Here is a 15821-nt window from a genome sequence, read left to right as displayed (position 1 = left end):
GGGCTTAGTGCGTGCGCGTTACTTTGCTCAAATGACGCGGCTGGTCCGGGTCCATGCCTCGGGCGACGGCCAAGCCTGCGGCCATGACGTAGAAACTCTGGATCGCCAGAATCGGGTCCAGGGCCGGGTGTTCGGCGCGACTCAGTGTCAGATCGCGTTCGGCGACGTCATCCGGCGCGGCCAGTAGCACGCGGGCGCCGCGCTGGCGCATGTCCGCCGCCAGGCTCAGCAACCCGGCCTGCTCGGCGCCGCGCGGGGCGAAGATCAGTAGGGGATAGTTCTCGTCGATCAACGCCATCGGGCCGTGCCGGACTTCGGCGCTGCTGAAGGCTTCGGCCTGAATCGCTGAGGTTTCCTTGAATTTGAGCGCCGCTTCCTGGGCGATGGCGAAACCGGCGCCACGGCCGATCACCATCAAGCGCTGACAATCGCGCAACGCATCAATGGCCAGGCTCCAGTCCTGTTTTGCCGCTTCGCGCAGTCCTTCCGGCAGGGCAAGGCCTGCTTCCAGCAACCCCACGTCTTCTTTCCAGTGGGCGATCAGGCGGACGCTGGCGGTGAGGGTGGCGATAAAACTTTTGGTCGCGGCGACGCTGCTTTCAGTGCCAGCGCACAGCGGCAGGCTGAATTCGCAGGCGGCTTCCAAAGGCGAGTTCTCGGCGTTGACCATGGAGATGCTCAGGGCACCGCGCTTGCGCAGCAGACGCAGGCTGTTCACCAGATCCGGGCTTTGCCCCGACTGCGAGAAGGCGAACGCGACCTGGCCGCTGACCTTCAGCGGCGCTTGCTGCATGGTCACCACCGACATCGGCAATGACGCCACCGGAATGCCCAGTTGCTGCATGGTCAGGTAGGCAAAGTAGCTCGCGGCATGGTCGGAGCTGCCGCGAGCGACAGTCATCGCCACTTGCGGCGGCTGACGGCGCAGGCGCCCGGCGATCTCGATCATCTGCGGGTCGAGTTGCTGCAATTGGGCGTGCACGGCCTCGAACGAGGACAACGCCTCTTCAAGCATTTTTGAAGTCAATGTCTTCTCCTTCGACCATGACGGCGGTCAGTGTGAGTGAGCGGTCCAGCTGCACGCAGTCGGCCCAGGCGCCGGGTTGCAGGCGTCCGCGTTCTTGAAGGCCGAGGTAGTCGGCGGGGAATTGCGAAAGTCGTTGCGAGGCTTCGGCAATCGGCAAACCAATCTTCACCAGGTTGCGCAGGGCTTGATCCATGGTCAGGGTGCTGCCGGCCAGCGTGCCGTCGGGCAGGCGCACGCCGCCCAGGCATTTGGTCACCGTGTGGCTGCCGAGCTTGTATTCACCGTCGGGCATGCCGGCGGCAGCGGTGGAATCGGTGACGCAATACAGGCACGGGATCGAGCGCAAGGCCACGCGGATCGCGCCGGGGTGCACGTGCAGAAGGTCCGGAATCAGCTCGGCGTACTTGGCGTGGGCCAGCGCTGCGCCGACGATGCCCGGCTCGCGGTGGTGCAGCGGGCTCATGGCGTTGTAGAGGTGGGTGAAACTGCTGGCCCCGGCCGCAAGCGCAGCGACGCCTTCCTCGTAACTGCCCAGCGTATGGCCGATTTGCATGCGCACGCCGCGAGCGCTGAGGGCACGGATCAAACCGTCGTGGCCGGCGATTTCCGGGGCGATGGTAATCACCCTGATCGGCGCCAGCGCCAGGTATTCTTCGACTTCGGCCATCAACGCGGTGTGGGCGAAATTCGGCTGAGCGCCGAGTTTGCCGGGGTTGATGTATGGGCCTTCCAGATGCACGCCGAGGACCCGGGCGCTGCCTTTGGGTCGCTGCTCGCAGAACTCGCCGACGTCCTTGAGCACTCGCGAGATTTCTTCGTTCGGCGCAGTCATGGTGGTCGCCAGCAGCGACGTGGTGCCGAAGCGCACGTGGGTTTTGGTGATGGTTTCGAAGGCGGGCGCACCTTCCATGATGTCTTTACCACCGCCGCCGTGAACGTGCAGGTCGATGAAACCCGGCAGCAGGTAAGGCAAGTCGTTGTCCGCCGGATCGCACGGCAGGCCTTCGATGGACACGACCTTGCCGTGTTCGTGGATCAGCCGGCCGCGAACCCAGCCGTGGGCGGTGAGGATGTTGTCTTCGGACATGATCGGTTCTCGTTTGCTCGTTTTGGCAACGAAGCTCTTTATCGAGGGAGCTCTTTATCTGCGGAGCTCTGCGACAAAGTCGTAGTAGTCGTTGCGGCAATAGGTGTCGGTGACTTCGATTGGCGTGTTGTCTTCCATGTAGCCGACCCGGGTCATCAGCAGCATGGCGGTGCCGGGAGCGATGCCCACCAGGGCAGCGAATTCGTCCGAGGCGTTGATCGCCTGGATATGTTGCAGGGCGCGGACTACGGGTTTGCCGATGCCGTCGAGGTATTCGTAGAGGGAGTCGCCCACCGCTTGCGGCTTGGGAATGATCGAGGCGGGCAGGGTGCTCATCTCGATTGCCATCACCGTATCGTCGGCTTTGCGCAAGCGTTTGAGCCGCGCGACCTTGTCGTTGGGCGAGAGGCCGAGGCGGATCAGTTCTTCGTGGGTCGGCGGGGTGATTTCCCGTTCCAGCCATTGCGAACCAGGGACGAAGCCTTTGAGCCGGAGCATTTCACTGAAGCCCGAGAGGCGCGACAGCGGTTGTTCCAGGCGTGGCGTGATGAACGTGCCAGAGCCTTGATTGCGCCGGATCAGGCCTTGCTCGAACAGCACTTCCAGTGCTTTGCGCGCGGTGACGCGAGAGATGCCCAGCAGTTCACTGAGGTTGCGTTCCGATGGCATCGCCTGTTCGGCTTTCCACTGGCCGGCATGGATTGCGGCTTCCAGATTGCGCGCCAGTTGCAGGTACAGCGGCGTGGGCTGGGTGTCGTCAGGGCGTAGGGCCTGTAGGTCATTCATGTAGGTTTGGTCCGATGCGGATGTAGGATTGTTGTCGCCCGGTTGTGGGGAAAAACTAATACCACTTAAATACCATGTCAATGCCAGTACTTAGCTGTGGGCGCAGCAAGGCCGGGCTTACTGGAGGCTATTAATGGGGGAAGGTTCTAAGTGGTATTAGAGGCGGGGATTTTGAAAGCAAAGATCGCAGCCTTCGGCAGCGCCTACAGGGGGAATTGGTATCTACCCTGTAGGCGCTGCCGAAAGCTGCGATCTTTTGAAATTATTTTTCGATGCCGACCGAAGGTAGTCACTTGATCATTCCCACGCTCTGCGTGGGAATGCCTCAACGGACGCTCTGCGTTCGGCTCTGGAGGGGACGCGGAGCGTCCCGGGCTGCATTCCTTTGCTGCGCGTGGGAACGATCATTACGGGGGGAGGTTACGGACGAATCTCAATCATCGTGCCATCCGGCACCAGACCCCACACCTCGCGCATGTCCATGTTGCGCATGGCGATGCAGCCGTCGGTCCAGTCCAGCGTATGGAACAGGTCTTCGGGGTTGTCTTCGGTGTCCGGGGTGCCATGGATCATGATCATGCCACCAGGCTCAACGCCTTCGCGCCGGGCGCGGGCGGCGTCGCTGATATTAGGGTAGGAGATGTGCATCGCCAGGTTGAAGCGATCGCTGATCTTGCGCCAGTCGACCCAATAAAAGCCTTCGGGGGTGCGTTTGTCGCCCTCCATCAGCTTCGGCCCCTTGGGGCGTTTACCCAGGGAAATGCGATAGGTCTTGATCGGCTTGCCGTCATTGATCAATTGCAACTGGTGGGCAGATTTGAGAACCAGAACTTTTTCGATGACTTTGCCGTCCAGCGTTTCCGTGGAGGAAGCCTGGCTGACAGCGACGAACGACAAGCAAAAAACGGCAAGCAACCAGCGCATTGAAACGATATCCCTAAGAGGTGTCGCGATTATTGATTTTATAGATGCTTTTACGTGTAGGTGCGTTAAATGATGGCAGGCTGGACGAGCGGTGGGATCGATTCGGACCGCACGGGGTAGATCTCGGTCCGCCGGTCAGCGAAGAAGCATTCTAAGGTACGCCCCACCGTGCGGAAAGCCAGTTCGCCCCAAGGGATGTCGGCTTCTTCGAACAGTTGCACTTCCAGGCTCTCGGGACCCGCGGAAAAATCCAGGTCCACCAGCTCGGCGCGAAAGAAAACATGCACCTGGCTGATGTGTGGCACGTCGATCAGTGTATAGATGCTCAGGTTGCGCACCCGGGCACAGGCTTCTTCGGCGGTCTCGCGAATGGCGGCCTGTTCGATGGTCTCACCGTTTTCCATGAAGCCGGCGGGCAGGGTCCAGTAACCGAGCCGTGGCTCGATGGCGCGACGGCATAGCAACACCTTCGAACCCCAGGTCGGCACGCAACCGGCAACAATATTGGGGTTCTGGTAATGGATGGTATGACAGCTATCGCAGACAAAACGCAGGCGCGAATCGCCTTCGGGAATGCGCTGGGTTACCGGGTTGCCGCATTGGCTGCAAAATTTCATGCTTGGGTTCCTGAATGCTGCGCCTATCTTGGCGTGCAGCGGTGTCGGTCGGCAAGTTGTCGTTTCGCGACATGAGGCTGTTCGGGGCTTGGGCGGCCGGTGCGATTGGTGCATGATGCAGGGTAAGGCACAGATCGAGAAGACTCATGCTGGACGAGCTACTGCACCGGGTAAGTAATCACACGCCGCGTACGCTGGAAACCGACCTGCGTTTCCCTGAAGCCGCGGTATTGGTGCCTATCACGCGCAGTGACGAACCGGAACTGGTCCTGACCCTTCGCGCCAGTGGGCTCTCGACCCATGGCGGTGAAGTTGCCTTCCCCGGCGGTCGACGCGACCCCGAAGACCCAGATCTGATTTTTACCGCCCTGCGCGAAGCTGAAGAAGAAATCGGCCTGCCACCGGGGTTGGTTGAAGTGATCGGCCCGCTGAGCCCACTAATCTCCCTACACGGTATCAAGGTCACGCCCTATGTCGGCGTGATTCCGGATTTCGTCGAATACCTGGCCAACGATGCCGAGATTGCTGCCGTGTTCAGCGTGCCGCTGGAGTTCTTCCGCAAAGACCCGCGCGAGCACACCCACCGCATCGACTATCAGGGCCACAGTTGGTACGTGCCGAGCTACCGTTATGGCGAGTACAAGATCTGGGGGCTGACGGCGATCATGATCGTCGAGTTGATCAACCTGCTCTATGACGCGAAAATCAGCCTGCATCAACCACCCAAGAGTTTTATCAAAACCTGAAGTCATCGTTCGCATGGCATGAGTCTGCGGCTGCCTGAGCCTTTGAGGACAACAAGATGAAATACCGCCTGGGCGACGCCCGTGTCGACACCCATCCGCAGAGCTGGGTCGCCCCCAATGCCGTTTTGGTGGGCAAGGTCAAACTGGAAGAGGGCGCCAACGTCTGGTTCAACGCCGTGTTGCGTGGCGACAACGAATTGATCCTGATCGGCAAGAACAGCAACGTGCAGGACGGCACCGTGATGCACACCGACATGGGCTACCCGCTGACCATTGGCACCGGCGTGACCATCGGCCACAACGCCATGCTCCACGGCTGCACGGTGGGCGATTACAGCCTGATCGGCATCAACGCGGTGATTCTCAACGGCGCGAAAATCGGCAAGAACTGCATCATCGGCGCCAACTCGCTGATCGGTGAGGGCAAGGAAATTCCGGACGGTTCGCTGGTCATGGGCTCACCGGGCAAAGTCGTACGCGAGTTGACCGAGCCGCAGAAGAAGATGCTCGAAGCCAGCGCCGCCCACTATGTGCATAACTCGCAGCGTTATGCCCGCGATTTGGTCGAGCAGGAAGAATGAGCACCATTGAACGACCGGTTCCATCGCCGTGCGTGAGCATTTGTGCGCTGGATGAGGATGACATTTGCACCGGGTGTCAGCGCACGGTGGAAGAAATCACTCGCTGGAGCCGGATGGACAACGCAGAGCGGCGCAAGGTGTTGGGGTTGTGCCATGAGCGGGCGAAGTCGAGTGGGTTGATCTGGATGTTGCCCTCCAAGTCTGACTCGTGAATTTTTTGTGGTTAGAGTGGCTTTTGTGGCGAGGGGGCTTGCCCCCGTTCGGCTGCGCAGCAGTCGTAAAGTCGGTACGCGCGGTGATTCAGGTAGAAAACAGTTGCAGGTTTTAGCACTGCTACGCAGTGCAACGGGGGCAAGCCCCCTCGCCACAGGTGATCTGTGCGCTGAAGATGAAGTACCCTGTGCACCAAATTGACAGGTATCCCCCCGCCCCATGCTCTTCCTGATCGCCTACATCAGCAGCGTCGTGCTGATCAATTACGCCTTTTCCAGCGCCCCGCACCTGGACATCATCTGGTCGGCCTGGGGTGGGCTGGTGTTCGTGCTGCGTGACATGGTGCAAACCCGCTTCGGTCACGGCGCGATCGCGGCGATGCTGGTGGCGTTGGCACTGTCCTACGTCACTTCCGACCCATCCATCGCACTGGCCAGCGCGATCGCATTCGCCGTGTCCGAGGGCATCGACTGGCTGGTGTTCAGCATCACCAAGCGTCCATTGCACGATCGCCTGTGGATAAGTTCGGCCCTGAGCATCCCGCTGGATACCTTCATCTTCTTCGGCATGATCGATGCGTTCACTCCGGCCGTGATCCTCACCGCCATGGGCTCGAAGTTCGCAGGTGTGACGGTCGTATGGCTGATCATGGCCTGGCGCTTGCGTAATCAGGCTGTCGCCAGCTGAAGCCAAACCCTCAGGTTCATGTAAAATGCCGCGCTTTCTCCCCATGGGAAGCGTGCCAGGCACCGCATCCCTCGATGATCCGCTTCTTGAGGACCTGAGATGACCCGTATCGGAACTCCATTGTCGCCAACCGCGACCCGCGTATTGCTGTGTGGCTGTGGTGAGTTGGGCAAGGAAGTGGTGATCGAGCTGCAACGCCTGGGCGTTGAAGTGATTGCCGTCGATCGCTACGCCAATGCGCCGGCCATGCAAGTCGCCCATCGCAGCCATGTGATCAACATGCTCGACGGCGCCGCCCTGCGTGCAGTGATCGAAGCCGAGAAGCCGGACTTCATCGTGCCGGAAATCGAAGCCATCGCCACCGCGACCCTGGTAGAGCTGGAGTCCGAAGGCTTCACCGTGATCCCGACCGCTCGCGCCGCACAGCTGACCATGAACCGCGAAGGCATCCGTCGCCTGGCCGCTGAAGAGCTGGGCCTGCCGACGTCGCCGTACTACTTCGCCGACACCTTCGAGGACTACAACAAGGCTGTCGAAGATCTGGGGTTCCCATGCGTGGTCAAACCGGTCATGAGTTCCTCGGGCAAAGGCCAGAGCCTGCTGCGCAGTGTCGATGACGTGCAGAAGGCCTGGGATTACGCTCAAGAAGGTGGCCGCGCCGGTAAAGGTCGCGTGATCATCGAAGGCTTCATCGATTTCGACTACGAAATCACCCTGCTGACCGTGCGTCACGTTGGCGGCACTACGTTCTGTGCGCCGGTTGGCCACCGTCAGGAGAAAGGCGACTACCAGGAATCCTGGCAGCCACAAGCCATGAGCCCGGTTGCTCTGGCTGAATCCGAGCGCGTTGCTAAAGCGGTGACCGAAGCCTTGGGTGGCCGTGGTTTGTTTGGCGTCGAGTTGTTCATCAAGGGTGATCAGGTCTGGTTCAGCGAAGTCTCGCCGCGCCCGCATGACACCGGTCTGGTGACCCTTATTTCCCAGGACCTGTCGCAGTTCGCGCTGCATGCACGGGCGATCCTGGGCCTGCCGATTCCATTGATCCGTCAGTTCGGGCCTTCGGCTTCGGCGGTGATTCTGGTGGAAGGGCAGTCGACTCAAACCGCATTCGCCAATTTGGGCGCTGCGTTGAGCGAACCGGATACTGCGTTGCGTCTGTTCGGCAAGCCAGAGGTCAATGGCCAGCGCCGGATGGGTGTGGCGTTGGCGCGTGATGAATCGATCGAGGCTGCCCGGGCTAAAGCGACCCGTGCTTCTCAGGCTGTTGGTGTAGAGCTCTAAACCGAGTCGCGCCATTCGCGAGCAAGCCCGCTCCCACACTTGATCGGTGTGAATACAGATTTTGTATACATCCAAAATCTAATGTGGGAGCGGGCTTGCTCGCGAAGCTTTTGCTTTTTCTTCAGGCCACCCGATTCAAATCGTTATGCCGCGTCTCCTTCAGGCACAGCACCGCAATCAGGCTCAGCACCGCCGCCCCCGACACATACCCGCCGACATAACTCAAACCGCCCATCGCCACCAGTTTTTGCGCAAAGAACGGTGCCGCCGAGGCTCCGACAATCCCGCCCAGGTTGTACGCCGCCGATGCGCCGGTATAGCGCACGTGGGTCGGAAACAGCTCTGGCAGCAGCGCGCCCATCGGCGCAAACGTCACGCCCATCAGAAACAGCTCGATGCACAGGAACAGCGCCACGCCCCAGGTCGAGCCTTGGGTCAGCAGCGGCTCCATCAGGAATCCGGACAGAATCGCCAGCACACCGCCGATGATCAGCACCGGTTTGCGCCCGAAACGATCACTCGCCCAGGCCGACAGCGGTGTCGCGGCCGCCATGAACAACACAGCGAAACACAGCAGGCCGAGGAAGGTTTCTCGGGTGTAGCCGAGCGTCGACACGCCATAGCTCAGCGAAAACACTGTCGAGATGTAGAACAGCGCATAGCACACCACCATCGCCCCGGCACCTAGCAGCATCGGCGCCCAGTATTGGCTGAACAGCTCGACCAATGGGATCTTCACTCGCTCCTGGCGAGCCATGGCGTTGGCGAACACCGGGGTTTCGTGGAGCTTGAGGCGCACATACAGGCCGACCATCACCAGCGCGGCACTGAGCAGGAACGGAATCCGCCAGCCCCATGAGCGGAACTGCTCGTCGCTTAGACTCATGGCCAGAGTCAGGAACAGGCCGTTGGCCGCCAGAAACCCGATCGATGGGCCGAGTTGCGGAAACATGCCGTACCAGGCGCGCTTGCCTTTGGGCGCGTTCTCCGTGGCCAGCAATGCGGCACCGCCCCATTCACCACCCAGCCCCAGGCCCTGGCCGAAGCGCAGCACGCAAAGCAGGATCGGCGCCCAGGCGCCAATGCTGTCGTAACCCGGCAGCACGCCAATCAGCGTGGTACACACGCCCATCAATAGCAGGGAGGCGACCAGTGTCGATTTGCGCCCGATGCGGTCACCGAAATGGCCGAACAGCGCCGAACCCAGTGGCCGCGCAAGGAAGGCGATACCGAAGGTGAGGAACGCCGACAGCATCTGGGCGGTGCCGGAGGTTTGCGGAAAGAACACCGGCCCGATCACCAGCGCTGCTGCGGTGGCATAGACGTAGAAGTCGTAGAACTCGATGGCCGTGCCGATGAAACTCGCGGTGGCTACTCGGGTGGCGGAATTGGTTGGTTGCGCAGGCGCGGTGTCGCTGAACGTTGTGCTGGTCGTCATGCGGTAATCCCTGACAGTCATGTGCCCCAGTGGAGCGAATTATTATGGTCGAATACCCAGGGATGTGGGTGGAGGCACGGTCGCTGTTCAAGGTAGGAACAGTCGTCGCAGTGGTGCGGATATCGTCGATGATCTGGCCGGAACCTGCTGCGTGCGGGGTAAGCACGTGGTTCGGCGGGGGCTTGGGTAAGCGGCTTGATTATAGGAAGGCGGCTAACGATCTAACAAGGGCATAGATCTTTTAACTATCTAACGGATAGAGGCAATCGCAGGCGTCGAACTGGTATGCCAGATCAGCACGCGCGTGACGCGATTGTCTTCCGTTTCCAGAATCTCCAGCCGATAACGCCCGATCTTCAGGCAAACCGCGCTGTCCGGAATCGTTTCCAGTGCCTCTGTCACCAGTCCATTGAGCGTTTTCGGGCCATCGCTGGGCAGGTGCCAGCCAAGGCTCTTGTTCAATTCGCGAATCGACGCTGCACCTTCGATTACCAGGCGACCATCGGCCTGCGGGTGGATGTGCGGATTATCCAGGCTGTGCTGGCTTTCGAATTCACCGACGATTTCTTCGAGAATGTCTTCCAGGGTCACGATACCCAGCACTTCTCCATATTCGTCGACCACCATGCCCAAACGCCGCTGCTGCTTGTGGAAATTCAGCAATTGCAGCTGCAGCGGGGTGCTTTCCGGTACGAAGTACGGTTCGTGACTGGCTGCCTGCAGCGCTTCCATGGTCAGGCTTGAATCCGGCAGCAAATGACGGATCTGCCGGGTGTTGAGCACCGCTTCGACCTGGTTGATGTCGCTGTGGAACACCGGTAGGCGGGTGCGCCTGTTATGGCGCAGTTGTTCGATGATTTCTTCGAGGGGATCGTCCAGGTTGATTCCGTCGACCTCACTGCGCGGCACCAGAATATCGTTGACCGTGATGTTATCCAGCGCGTGGATACCTGATAGCGGATGCGGGCGACTGGCGGCGTGTTCGTGATCGTCATGCCGGTCGGCTGGCACCTCGTCTCCGCTTTGTTGCACCACATTGATTTTGCGGGCGAATGGTCGCGTCAGCAGCTGGCTGATGCCATTGAGGAGCCAGGCAGCCGGGTAGACGATCTTCAAAGGTATGCCGAGCAGTGTGTTGCCCAGGGACAGGACGGCATCCGGATAGCGCATGGCAAGAGTGCGCGGCAGGTAGTCGGCGAACACCAGCAGCACCGCGCTGGCACCGAGACAGGCAATCCATGGACCGTTTTGCACCCAGATGAAAATCGCCAGCAAGGTGCTGATGACCACTACCAGCGCGCGGCACAGGGTGTTGCAGAGGATCAGGCTGTTGAGTGGGAAACTCAGCTTGGCCACCGGTTTGTCGCTCGAGCGCGAGGCCGTTCGCTGGGCCAGCAAGTGCTGTTGTGCAATTTCGATGGCGGTAAACAGCCCCGACCATAAAACCAGCAGGGCCAGCACCGCGAGCATCGGCCCTATGGGCAAGTCGTCCATTAATGCCGCCCGTCAGATATGCAGAATGTATTCGCGGACCAGCTTGCTACCGAAGTACGCCAGCATCAGCAGGCAAAAACCGGCAAGGGTCCAGCGGATGGCTTTGTGTCCGCGCCAGCCGAGGCGGTTGCGCCCCCAAAGCAGCACGCTGAAAACGATCCAGGCCAGGCACGCCAGCAGGGTTTTATGCACCAGGTGCTGGGCGAACAGGTTCTCGACAAACAGCCAGCCGGAGATCAGCGACAGCGACAGCAGGCTCCAGCCGGCCCAAAGGAAACCAAACAGCAGGCTTTCCATGGTTTGCAGCGGCGGGAAATTTTTGATCAGACCGGACGGATGCTTGTGTTTGAGCTGATGGTCCTGAACCAGCAGCAGCAAAGCCTGGAAGACCGCGATGGTGAACATGCCGTAAGCGAGGATCGACAAGAGGATGTGGGCGAGGATGCCTGGCTCTTCGTCAATGATCTGCACCGTGCCGGCGGGGGCAAACTGTGCCAGCAGCACGGTGGCGGCGCCTAGCGGAAACAGCAATAGCAGCAGGTTTTCCACCGGAATACGCGAGCAGGCCAACAGAGTCAGGGCAATAACCGCTGCGGCAATCAGGCTGGCGGCGCTGAAGAAGTCCAGGGCCAGGCCGATCGGTGTCAGCAGATAGGTGATCAGGCTGACGCTGTGGGCCAGCACGGCCAGCACACCGAACGTGACCAGCAGGCGCTTGTTCGCCTTGGCGCCGGTGGCCAGACGAGTGCCCTGATAGAGGGTCGCAGCGGCATATAAGCAGGCGGCGGCGAGGGTGGTAAGCAAACTGGGTGACAAGGGGAGCATAAATCCTGTTAGGCAAGCCCGAAAGGCGCTGAGTTTGGCATAGAACCCCCACAGCACGAAAGACCATGCAACCTGACGGCGAGGTGTCCGCCAGACGCAGTCTTCGCTATAATCCGCGACCTGCCCACGCCGCAGGCTCGCCGAGCACATGTTTATTCCGGTCTGGGCCGCCATTATCCCGGTCTACACAGGGCCTGAAAGGATCGCGCAATGTTTGAAAACTTAACCGACCGTCTCTCGCAGACGCTGCGCCATGTCACCGGCAAAGCCAAGCTGACCGAAGACAACATCAAAGACACCCTGCGTGAAGTGCGCATGGCGTTGCTTGAAGCCGACGTCGCCTTGCCGGTGGTCAAAGACTTCGTCAACTCGGTCAAGGAGCGCGCTGTTGGCACCGAGGTGTCGCGCAGCCTGACGCCGGGCCAGGCCTTCGTGAAAATCGTCCAGGCCGAACTCGAAAGCCTGATGGGCGCGGCCAACGAAGACTTGAACCTGAGCGCCGTTCCTCCTGCCGTCGTGTTGATGGCCGGTTTGCAGGGTGCGGGTAAAACCACCACCGCCGGCAAACTCGCGCGCTTCCTTAAAGAGCGCAAGAAGAAGTCGGTCATGGTCGTGTCCGCGGACGTTTACCGTCCGGCGGCGATCAAGCAGCTTGAAATGCTCGCGGGTGAAGTTGGCGTTACCTTCTTCCCGTCCGACCTGAGCCAGAAGCCGGTCGACATCGCGCAAGCAGCTATTAAAGAAGCAAAGCTGAAATTCATCGACGTGGTCATCGTCGATACCGCCGGTCGTCTGCACATCGACGAAGAGATGATGGGCGAGATCAAGGCCCTGCACGCCGCGATCAATCCGGTCGAAACCCTGTTCGTGGTCGATGCCATGACCGGCCAGGACGCCGCCAACACGGCCAAGGCCTTCGGCGATGCACTGCCGCTGACCGGTGTGATCCTGACCAAGGTCGACGGCGATGCCCGTGGCGGTGCCGCGCTGTCGGTACGTGCCATCACTGGCAAGCCGATCAAGTTCATCGGTATGGGCGAGAAGAGCGAAGCGCTCGAACCGTTCCATCCTGAGCGTATCGCTTCGCGCATCCTCGGCATGGGCGACGTGCTCAGCCTGATCGAGCAGGCCGAACAGACCCTCGACAAAGACAAGGCCGATAAACTGGCCAAGAAGCTGAAGAAGGGCAAGGGCTTCGACCTTGAAGACTTCCGCGATCAGCTGCAACAGATGAAGAACATGGGCGGCCTCGGCGGCCTCATGGACAAACTGCCGAACATCGGCGGTGTGAATCTGGCGCAAATGGGTAATGCCCAGGGCGCGGCAGAGAAGCAGTTCAAGCAGATGGAAGCCATCATCAACTCCATGACCCCGGCCGAGCGCCGCGACCCTGAGCTGATCAGCGGTTCGCGCAAGCGCCGGATCGCCATGGGTTCCGGCACTCAGGTGCAGGACATCGGTCGCTTGATCAAGCAGCACAAGCAGATGCAGAAGATGATGAAGAAGTTCTCCGCGAAAGGCGGAATGGCCAAAATGATGCGCGGCATGGGCGGTATGTTGCCCGGCGGCGGCATGCCGAAAATGTAAAGTATTTACGCAAGGGCTTGCCCTTGCATCTCCCACAAGGAAGTGGGATCTCCAGCAAACCCGCACTTGGCGGGAGCTGACTGGCCGTTTTCAACGACGGCTCTATAGCAAATCTGCATGGCGACCGATAGGCCGCCGGAAAAAGACATTTGCAAAAGTCCGGATATTCCTTAGAATATGCGGCCTTTCGGGCACCTATGCCCGCTGTGCCTTTAGATTTGCAGCACCGACTACAGGAACGATGTTCACATGCTAACAATCCGTCTTGCCCTTGGCGGCTCCAAAAAGCGCCCGTTTTACCACTTGACCGTAACCGACAGCCGCAACCCGCGCGACGGTTCGCACAAGGAACAGGTTGGTTTCTTCAACCCTGTTGCTCGTGGTCAAGAAGTTCGTCTGTCCGTGAACCAAGAGCGCGTAGCCTACTGGCTGAGCGTTGGTGCACAACCTTCTGAGCGCGTTGCTCAGTTGCTGAAGGAATCTGCTAAGGCTGCGGCCTGAGCAATATGAACGCGACGCCAGCTGTTGCCGATGATTTGATCGTTATTGGCAAAATTTATTCTGTTCATGGCGTTCGCGGCGAAGTGAAGGTGTATTCCTTTACTGATCCGACTGAAAACCTGTTGCAGTACAAAACCTGGACGCTCAAGCGCGAAGGCAATGTGAAACAGGTCGAGCTGGTCAGCGGACGTGGGAGCGACAAGTTCCTGGTCGCAAAGCTCAAGGGTCTTGATGATCGTGAAGAAGCACGTCTTCTGGCTGGTTATGAGATCTGTGTGCCGCGCAACCTGTTCCCTGAATTGACCGACGGCGAGTACTACTGGTACCAGCTGGAAGGTCTGAAGGTTATTGATCAACTTGGGCAATTGCTCGGGAAAATCGATCATCTTCTGGAAACCGGCGCCAATGATGTAATGGTGGTCAAGCCTTGCGCTGGCAGCCTGGATGATCGCGAACGCCTGTTGCCCTATACGGAGCAATGCGTGTTGGTTGTCGACCTTGCCGCAGGCGAGATGAAGGTGGAATGGGATGCGGACTTCTAAACGTGGCTAACCTGCGCGTAGAAGTGATCAGTTTGTTTCCCGAGATGTTCTCCGCCATCAGCGAGTACGGCATCACCAGTCGGGCGGTGAAGCAGGGGCTGTTGCAGCTTACCTGTTGGAATCCGCGAGACTACACGACGGATCGACATCACACTGTGGATGATCGCCCATTTGGCGGTGGTCCGGGCATGGTGATGAAGATCAAGCCCCTGGAAGATGCGTTGGTTCAGGCCAAGGCAGCAGCCGGGGAGGCGGCGAAGGTAATTTACCTGTCCCCCCAAGGCCGTCAACTGACTCAGTCGGCGGTACGCGAGTTGGCGAATCTGGATGCATTGATCCTGATTGCCGGCCGCTATGAAGGCATTGACGAGCGTTTTATTGATGCTCATGTCGATGAAGAGTGGTCGATTGGCGACTATGTACTGTCTGGCGGTGAGCTGCCGGCGATGGTCCTGATCGATGCGGTTACACGACTGCTGCCTGGAGCTTTAGGGCATGCGGACTCCGCCGAGGAAGATTCCTTTACGGATGGTTTGCTGGATTGCCCGCACTACACCCGACCGGAGGTGTATGCGGATCAGCGTGTTCCCGACGTATTGCTAAGTGGCAATCACGCGCATATCCGGCGTTGGCGTTTACAGCAGTCCCTTGGTAGGACCTTTGAACGACGCGCCGATCTTCTGGAAAGCCGCTCGCTTTCTGGAGAAGAGAAGAAGCTGCTCGAGGAATACATCCGCGAGCGGGACGATAGTTAACAACGTATCGATGGTAGATCCGACGATTTACCTTAGGAGCACAGCATGACTAACAAAATCATCCTTGCACTCGAAGCAGAGCAGATGACCAAAGAGATCCCTACCTTTGCCCCGGGCGACACCATTGTCGTTCAGGTGAAAGTGAAGGAAGGCGATCGTTCGCGTCTGCAAGCGTTCGAAGGCGTAGTTATCGCCAAGCGTAACCGTGGCGTAAACAGTGCTTTCACCGTTCGTAAAATCTCCAATGGTGTTGGCGTAGAGCGTACTTTCCAGACCTACAGCCCGCAAATCGACAGCATGGCCGTTAAGCGTCGCGGTGACGTACGTAAAGCCAAGCTGTACTACCTGCGTGACCTGTCCGGTAAAGCAGCTCGCATCAAGGAAAAACTGGCTTAAGTCCAGCTTCCGATGCCGAAACGCCAGCCTGTTCAGGCTGGCGATTCAAGAAAATGCCTCGTATCGAAAGATGCGGGGCATTTTTCGTTATGGGTGCTTCTAAAGTGGTCACACAGTCCAGTGCCAATCAGTTAGGTGCAATCCCTGTGGGAGCGGGCTTGCTCGCGAAGAGGCAGTATCAGTCGACATCAATGTTGCCTGGCATATCGCCTTCGCGAGCAAGTCCGCTCCCACAATTGGCTGACTGGCGTTAGTTGTTCGGCCTATTCCCGGTCTCGTGTTGGTGGGAAAAGTCTTTTTCGTCTTTTTCTGCGCAAAAAAAACGCCCCGAACA

At 59.4% G+C, this 15821-nt stretch carries 18 protein-coding genes; 10 read left to right on the top strand and 8 right to left on the bottom strand.

Features of this window, described 5'->3' with window-relative positions:
- Nucleotides 1-4 precede the first annotated feature (4 nt).
- The 5 genes from KVG95_RS02690 to KVG95_RS02670 all read right to left on the bottom strand — a co-directional run bounded on the left by KVG95_RS02690 (nt 5) and on the right by KVG95_RS02670 (nt 4441).
- Nucleotides 5-1027: an SIS domain-containing protein gene (locus KVG95_RS02690; RefSeq protein WP_217854407.1), complete on the bottom strand. Its 1023-nt coding sequence runs from the start codon at nt 1025-1027 to the stop codon at nt 5-7.
- A complete protein-coding gene (gene nagA, locus KVG95_RS02685) occupies nt 1008-2114 on the bottom strand; it encodes an N-acetylglucosamine-6-phosphate deacetylase (protein ID WP_217854406.1) in 1107 nt (368 codons plus the stop codon). The genes KVG95_RS02690 and nagA overlap by 20 nt, the downstream gene beginning before the upstream one ends.
- Before the next feature lie 54 nt (nt 2115-2168).
- A complete protein-coding gene (locus KVG95_RS02680) occupies nt 2169-2900 on the bottom strand; it encodes a GntR family transcriptional regulator (RefSeq protein ID WP_038981696.1) in 732 nt (243 codons plus the stop codon).
- 420 nt (nt 2901-3320) lie between these two features.
- Nucleotides 3321-3824: a L,D-transpeptidase family protein gene (locus KVG95_RS02675; RefSeq protein WP_038981698.1), complete on the bottom strand. Its 504-nt coding sequence runs from the start codon at nt 3822-3824 to the stop codon at nt 3321-3323.
- 65 nt (nt 3825-3889) lie between these two features.
- On the bottom strand, nt 3890-4441 hold the full coding sequence (locus KVG95_RS02670) for an NUDIX hydrolase (RefSeq protein WP_217854405.1): 552 nt from the start codon (nt 4439-4441) through the stop codon (nt 3890-3892).
- 146 nt (nt 4442-4587) lie between these two features.
- Here KVG95_RS02670 and KVG95_RS02665 point away from each other — a divergent pair, with 146 nt between their 5' ends.
- From KVG95_RS02665 to purT, 5 genes are all read left to right on the top strand, one after another.
- Complete coding sequence (locus KVG95_RS02665; protein ID WP_052966546.1) at nt 4588-5187, top strand: CoA pyrophosphatase; 600 nt, start codon at nt 4588-4590, stop codon at nt 5185-5187.
- Between the two features lie 56 nt (nt 5188-5243).
- Nucleotides 5244-5768: a gamma carbonic anhydrase family protein gene (locus KVG95_RS02660; protein ID WP_003221962.1), complete on the top strand. Its 525-nt coding sequence runs from the start codon at nt 5244-5246 to the stop codon at nt 5766-5768.
- A complete protein-coding gene (locus KVG95_RS02655) occupies nt 5765-5980 on the top strand; it encodes a DUF1289 domain-containing protein (protein ID WP_052966547.1) in 216 nt (71 codons plus the stop codon). The genes KVG95_RS02660 and KVG95_RS02655 overlap by 4 nt, the downstream gene beginning before the upstream one ends.
- 220 nt (nt 5981-6200) lie before the next feature.
- On the top strand, nt 6201-6668 hold the full coding sequence (locus tag KVG95_RS02650; RefSeq protein WP_217854404.1) for a 7-cyano-7-deazaguanine/7-aminomethyl-7-deazaguanine transporter: 468 nt from the start codon (nt 6201-6203) through the stop codon (nt 6666-6668).
- Between the two features lie 99 nt (nt 6669-6767).
- Nucleotides 6768-7949 carry a formate-dependent phosphoribosylglycinamide formyltransferase gene (gene purT, locus KVG95_RS02645; protein ID WP_217854403.1) on the top strand — a complete coding sequence of 394 codons (1182 nt, stop codon included), beginning with the start codon at nt 6768-6770 and terminating at the stop codon, nt 7947-7949.
- A 121-nt stretch (nt 7950-8070) separates the two neighbouring features.
- Here purT and KVG95_RS02640 read toward each other — a convergent pair whose 3' ends face one another.
- The 3 genes from KVG95_RS02640 to KVG95_RS02630 form a co-directional block, all read right to left on the bottom strand.
- Nucleotides 8071-9387: an MFS transporter gene (locus KVG95_RS02640; RefSeq protein ID WP_217854402.1), complete on the bottom strand. Its 1317-nt coding sequence runs from the start codon at nt 9385-9387 to the stop codon at nt 8071-8073.
- A 249-nt stretch (nt 9388-9636) separates the two neighbouring features.
- Nucleotides 9637-10881 carry a transporter associated domain-containing protein gene (locus KVG95_RS02635; protein WP_217854401.1) on the bottom strand — a complete coding sequence of 415 codons (1245 nt, stop codon included), beginning with the start codon at nt 10879-10881 and terminating at the stop codon, nt 9637-9639.
- A 12-nt stretch (nt 10882-10893) separates the two neighbouring features.
- The gene (locus KVG95_RS02630; RefSeq protein ID WP_217854400.1) at nt 10894-11706 is read right to left on the bottom strand and encodes a cytochrome C assembly family protein; all 813 of its coding nucleotides are present in this window, start codon (nt 11704-11706) and stop codon (nt 10894-10896) included.
- 210 nt (nt 11707-11916) lie between these two features.
- Here KVG95_RS02630 and ffh point away from each other — a divergent pair, with 210 nt between their 5' ends.
- From ffh to rplS, 5 genes are all read left to right on the top strand, one after another.
- The gene (gene ffh, locus KVG95_RS02625) at nt 11917-13293 is read left to right on the top strand and encodes a signal recognition particle protein (protein WP_008014733.1); all 1377 of its coding nucleotides are present in this window, start codon (nt 11917-11919) and stop codon (nt 13291-13293) included.
- Nucleotides 13294-13542: 249 nt separating this feature from the next.
- On the top strand, nt 13543-13794 hold the full coding sequence (rpsP, locus tag KVG95_RS02620) for a 30S ribosomal protein S16 (protein WP_003198088.1): 252 nt from the start codon (nt 13543-13545) through the stop codon (nt 13792-13794).
- Nucleotides 13795-13799: 5 nt separating this feature from the next.
- On the top strand, nt 13800-14336 hold the full coding sequence (gene rimM / locus KVG95_RS02615) for a ribosome maturation factor RimM (protein ID WP_217854399.1): 537 nt from the start codon (nt 13800-13802) through the stop codon (nt 14334-14336).
- Nucleotides 14318-15091 (top strand): tRNA (guanosine(37)-N1)-methyltransferase TrmD, encoded by a 774-nt coding sequence (trmD, locus tag KVG95_RS02610; protein WP_173667518.1) that lies wholly within the window; start codon nt 14318-14320, stop codon nt 15089-15091. Before rimM ends, trmD begins: the two co-directional genes overlap by 19 nt.
- A gap of 45 nt (nt 15092-15136) precedes the next feature.
- Nucleotides 15137-15487, top strand: coding sequence for a 50S ribosomal protein L19 (gene rplS, locus KVG95_RS02605; protein ID WP_003175895.1), 351 nt, complete (start codon nt 15137-15139; stop codon nt 15485-15487).
- Nucleotides 15488-15821: the final 334 nt, after the last annotated feature.

The organism is Pseudomonas farris (genome assembly GCF_019145235.1).
In the GTDB taxonomy this organism is placed as follows: Bacteria; Pseudomonadota; Gammaproteobacteria; order Pseudomonadales; family Pseudomonadaceae; genus Aquipseudomonas; species Aquipseudomonas farris.
This window is presented reverse-complemented; position numbering and strand designations above follow the sequence as displayed.

Bases quoted from the DNA above. Each gene is read 5' to 3' on its own strand.
- rplS (WP_003175895.1), top strand. From the start codon at position 15,137: ATGACTAACAAAATCATCCTTGCACTCGAAGCAGAGCAGATGACCAAA.
- KVG95_RS02675 (WP_038981698.1), bottom strand. From the start codon at position 3,824: ATGCGCTGGTTGCTTGCCGTTTTTTGCTTGTCGTTCGTCGCTGTCAGC.
- rpsP (WP_003198088.1), top strand. From the start codon at position 13,543: ATGCTAACAATCCGTCTTGCCCTTGGCGGCTCCAAAAAGCGCCCGTTT.
- KVG95_RS02635 (WP_217854401.1), bottom strand. From the start codon at position 10,881: ATGGACGACTTGCCCATAGGGCCGATGCTCGCGGTGCTGGCCCTGCTG.
- KVG95_RS02660 (WP_003221962.1), top strand. From the start codon at position 5,244: ATGAAATACCGCCTGGGCGACGCCCGTGTCGACACCCATCCGCAGAGC.
- purT (WP_217854403.1), top strand. From the start codon at position 6,768: ATGACCCGTATCGGAACTCCATTGTCGCCAACCGCGACCCGCGTATTG.
- rimM (WP_217854399.1), top strand. From the start codon at position 13,800: ATGAACGCGACGCCAGCTGTTGCCGATGATTTGATCGTTATTGGCAAA.
- KVG95_RS02655 (WP_052966547.1), top strand. From the start codon at position 5,765: ATGAGCACCATTGAACGACCGGTTCCATCGCCGTGCGTGAGCATTTGT.
- nagA (WP_217854406.1), bottom strand. From the start codon at position 2,114: ATGTCCGAAGACAACATCCTCACCGCCCACGGCTGGGTTCGCGGCCGG.
- KVG95_RS02680 (WP_038981696.1), bottom strand. From the start codon at position 2,900: ATGAATGACCTACAGGCCCTACGCCCTGACGACACCCAGCCCACGCCG.
- KVG95_RS02665 (WP_052966546.1), top strand. From the start codon at position 4,588: ATGCTGGACGAGCTACTGCACCGGGTAAGTAATCACACGCCGCGTACG.
- KVG95_RS02670 (WP_217854405.1), bottom strand. From the start codon at position 4,441: ATGAAATTTTGCAGCCAATGCGGCAACCCGGTAACCCAGCGCATTCCC.
- KVG95_RS02650 (WP_217854404.1), top strand. From the start codon at position 6,201: ATGCTCTTCCTGATCGCCTACATCAGCAGCGTCGTGCTGATCAATTAC.
- ffh (WP_008014733.1), top strand. From the start codon at position 11,917: ATGTTTGAAAACTTAACCGACCGTCTCTCGCAGACGCTGCGCCATGTC.
- KVG95_RS02630 (WP_217854400.1), bottom strand. From the start codon at position 11,706: ATGCTCCCCTTGTCACCCAGTTTGCTTACCACCCTCGCCGCCGCCTGC.
- trmD (WP_173667518.1), top strand. From the start codon at position 14,318: ATGGGATGCGGACTTCTAAACGTGGCTAACCTGCGCGTAGAAGTGATC.
- KVG95_RS02640 (WP_217854402.1), bottom strand. From the start codon at position 9,387: ATGACGACCAGCACAACGTTCAGCGACACCGCGCCTGCGCAACCAACC.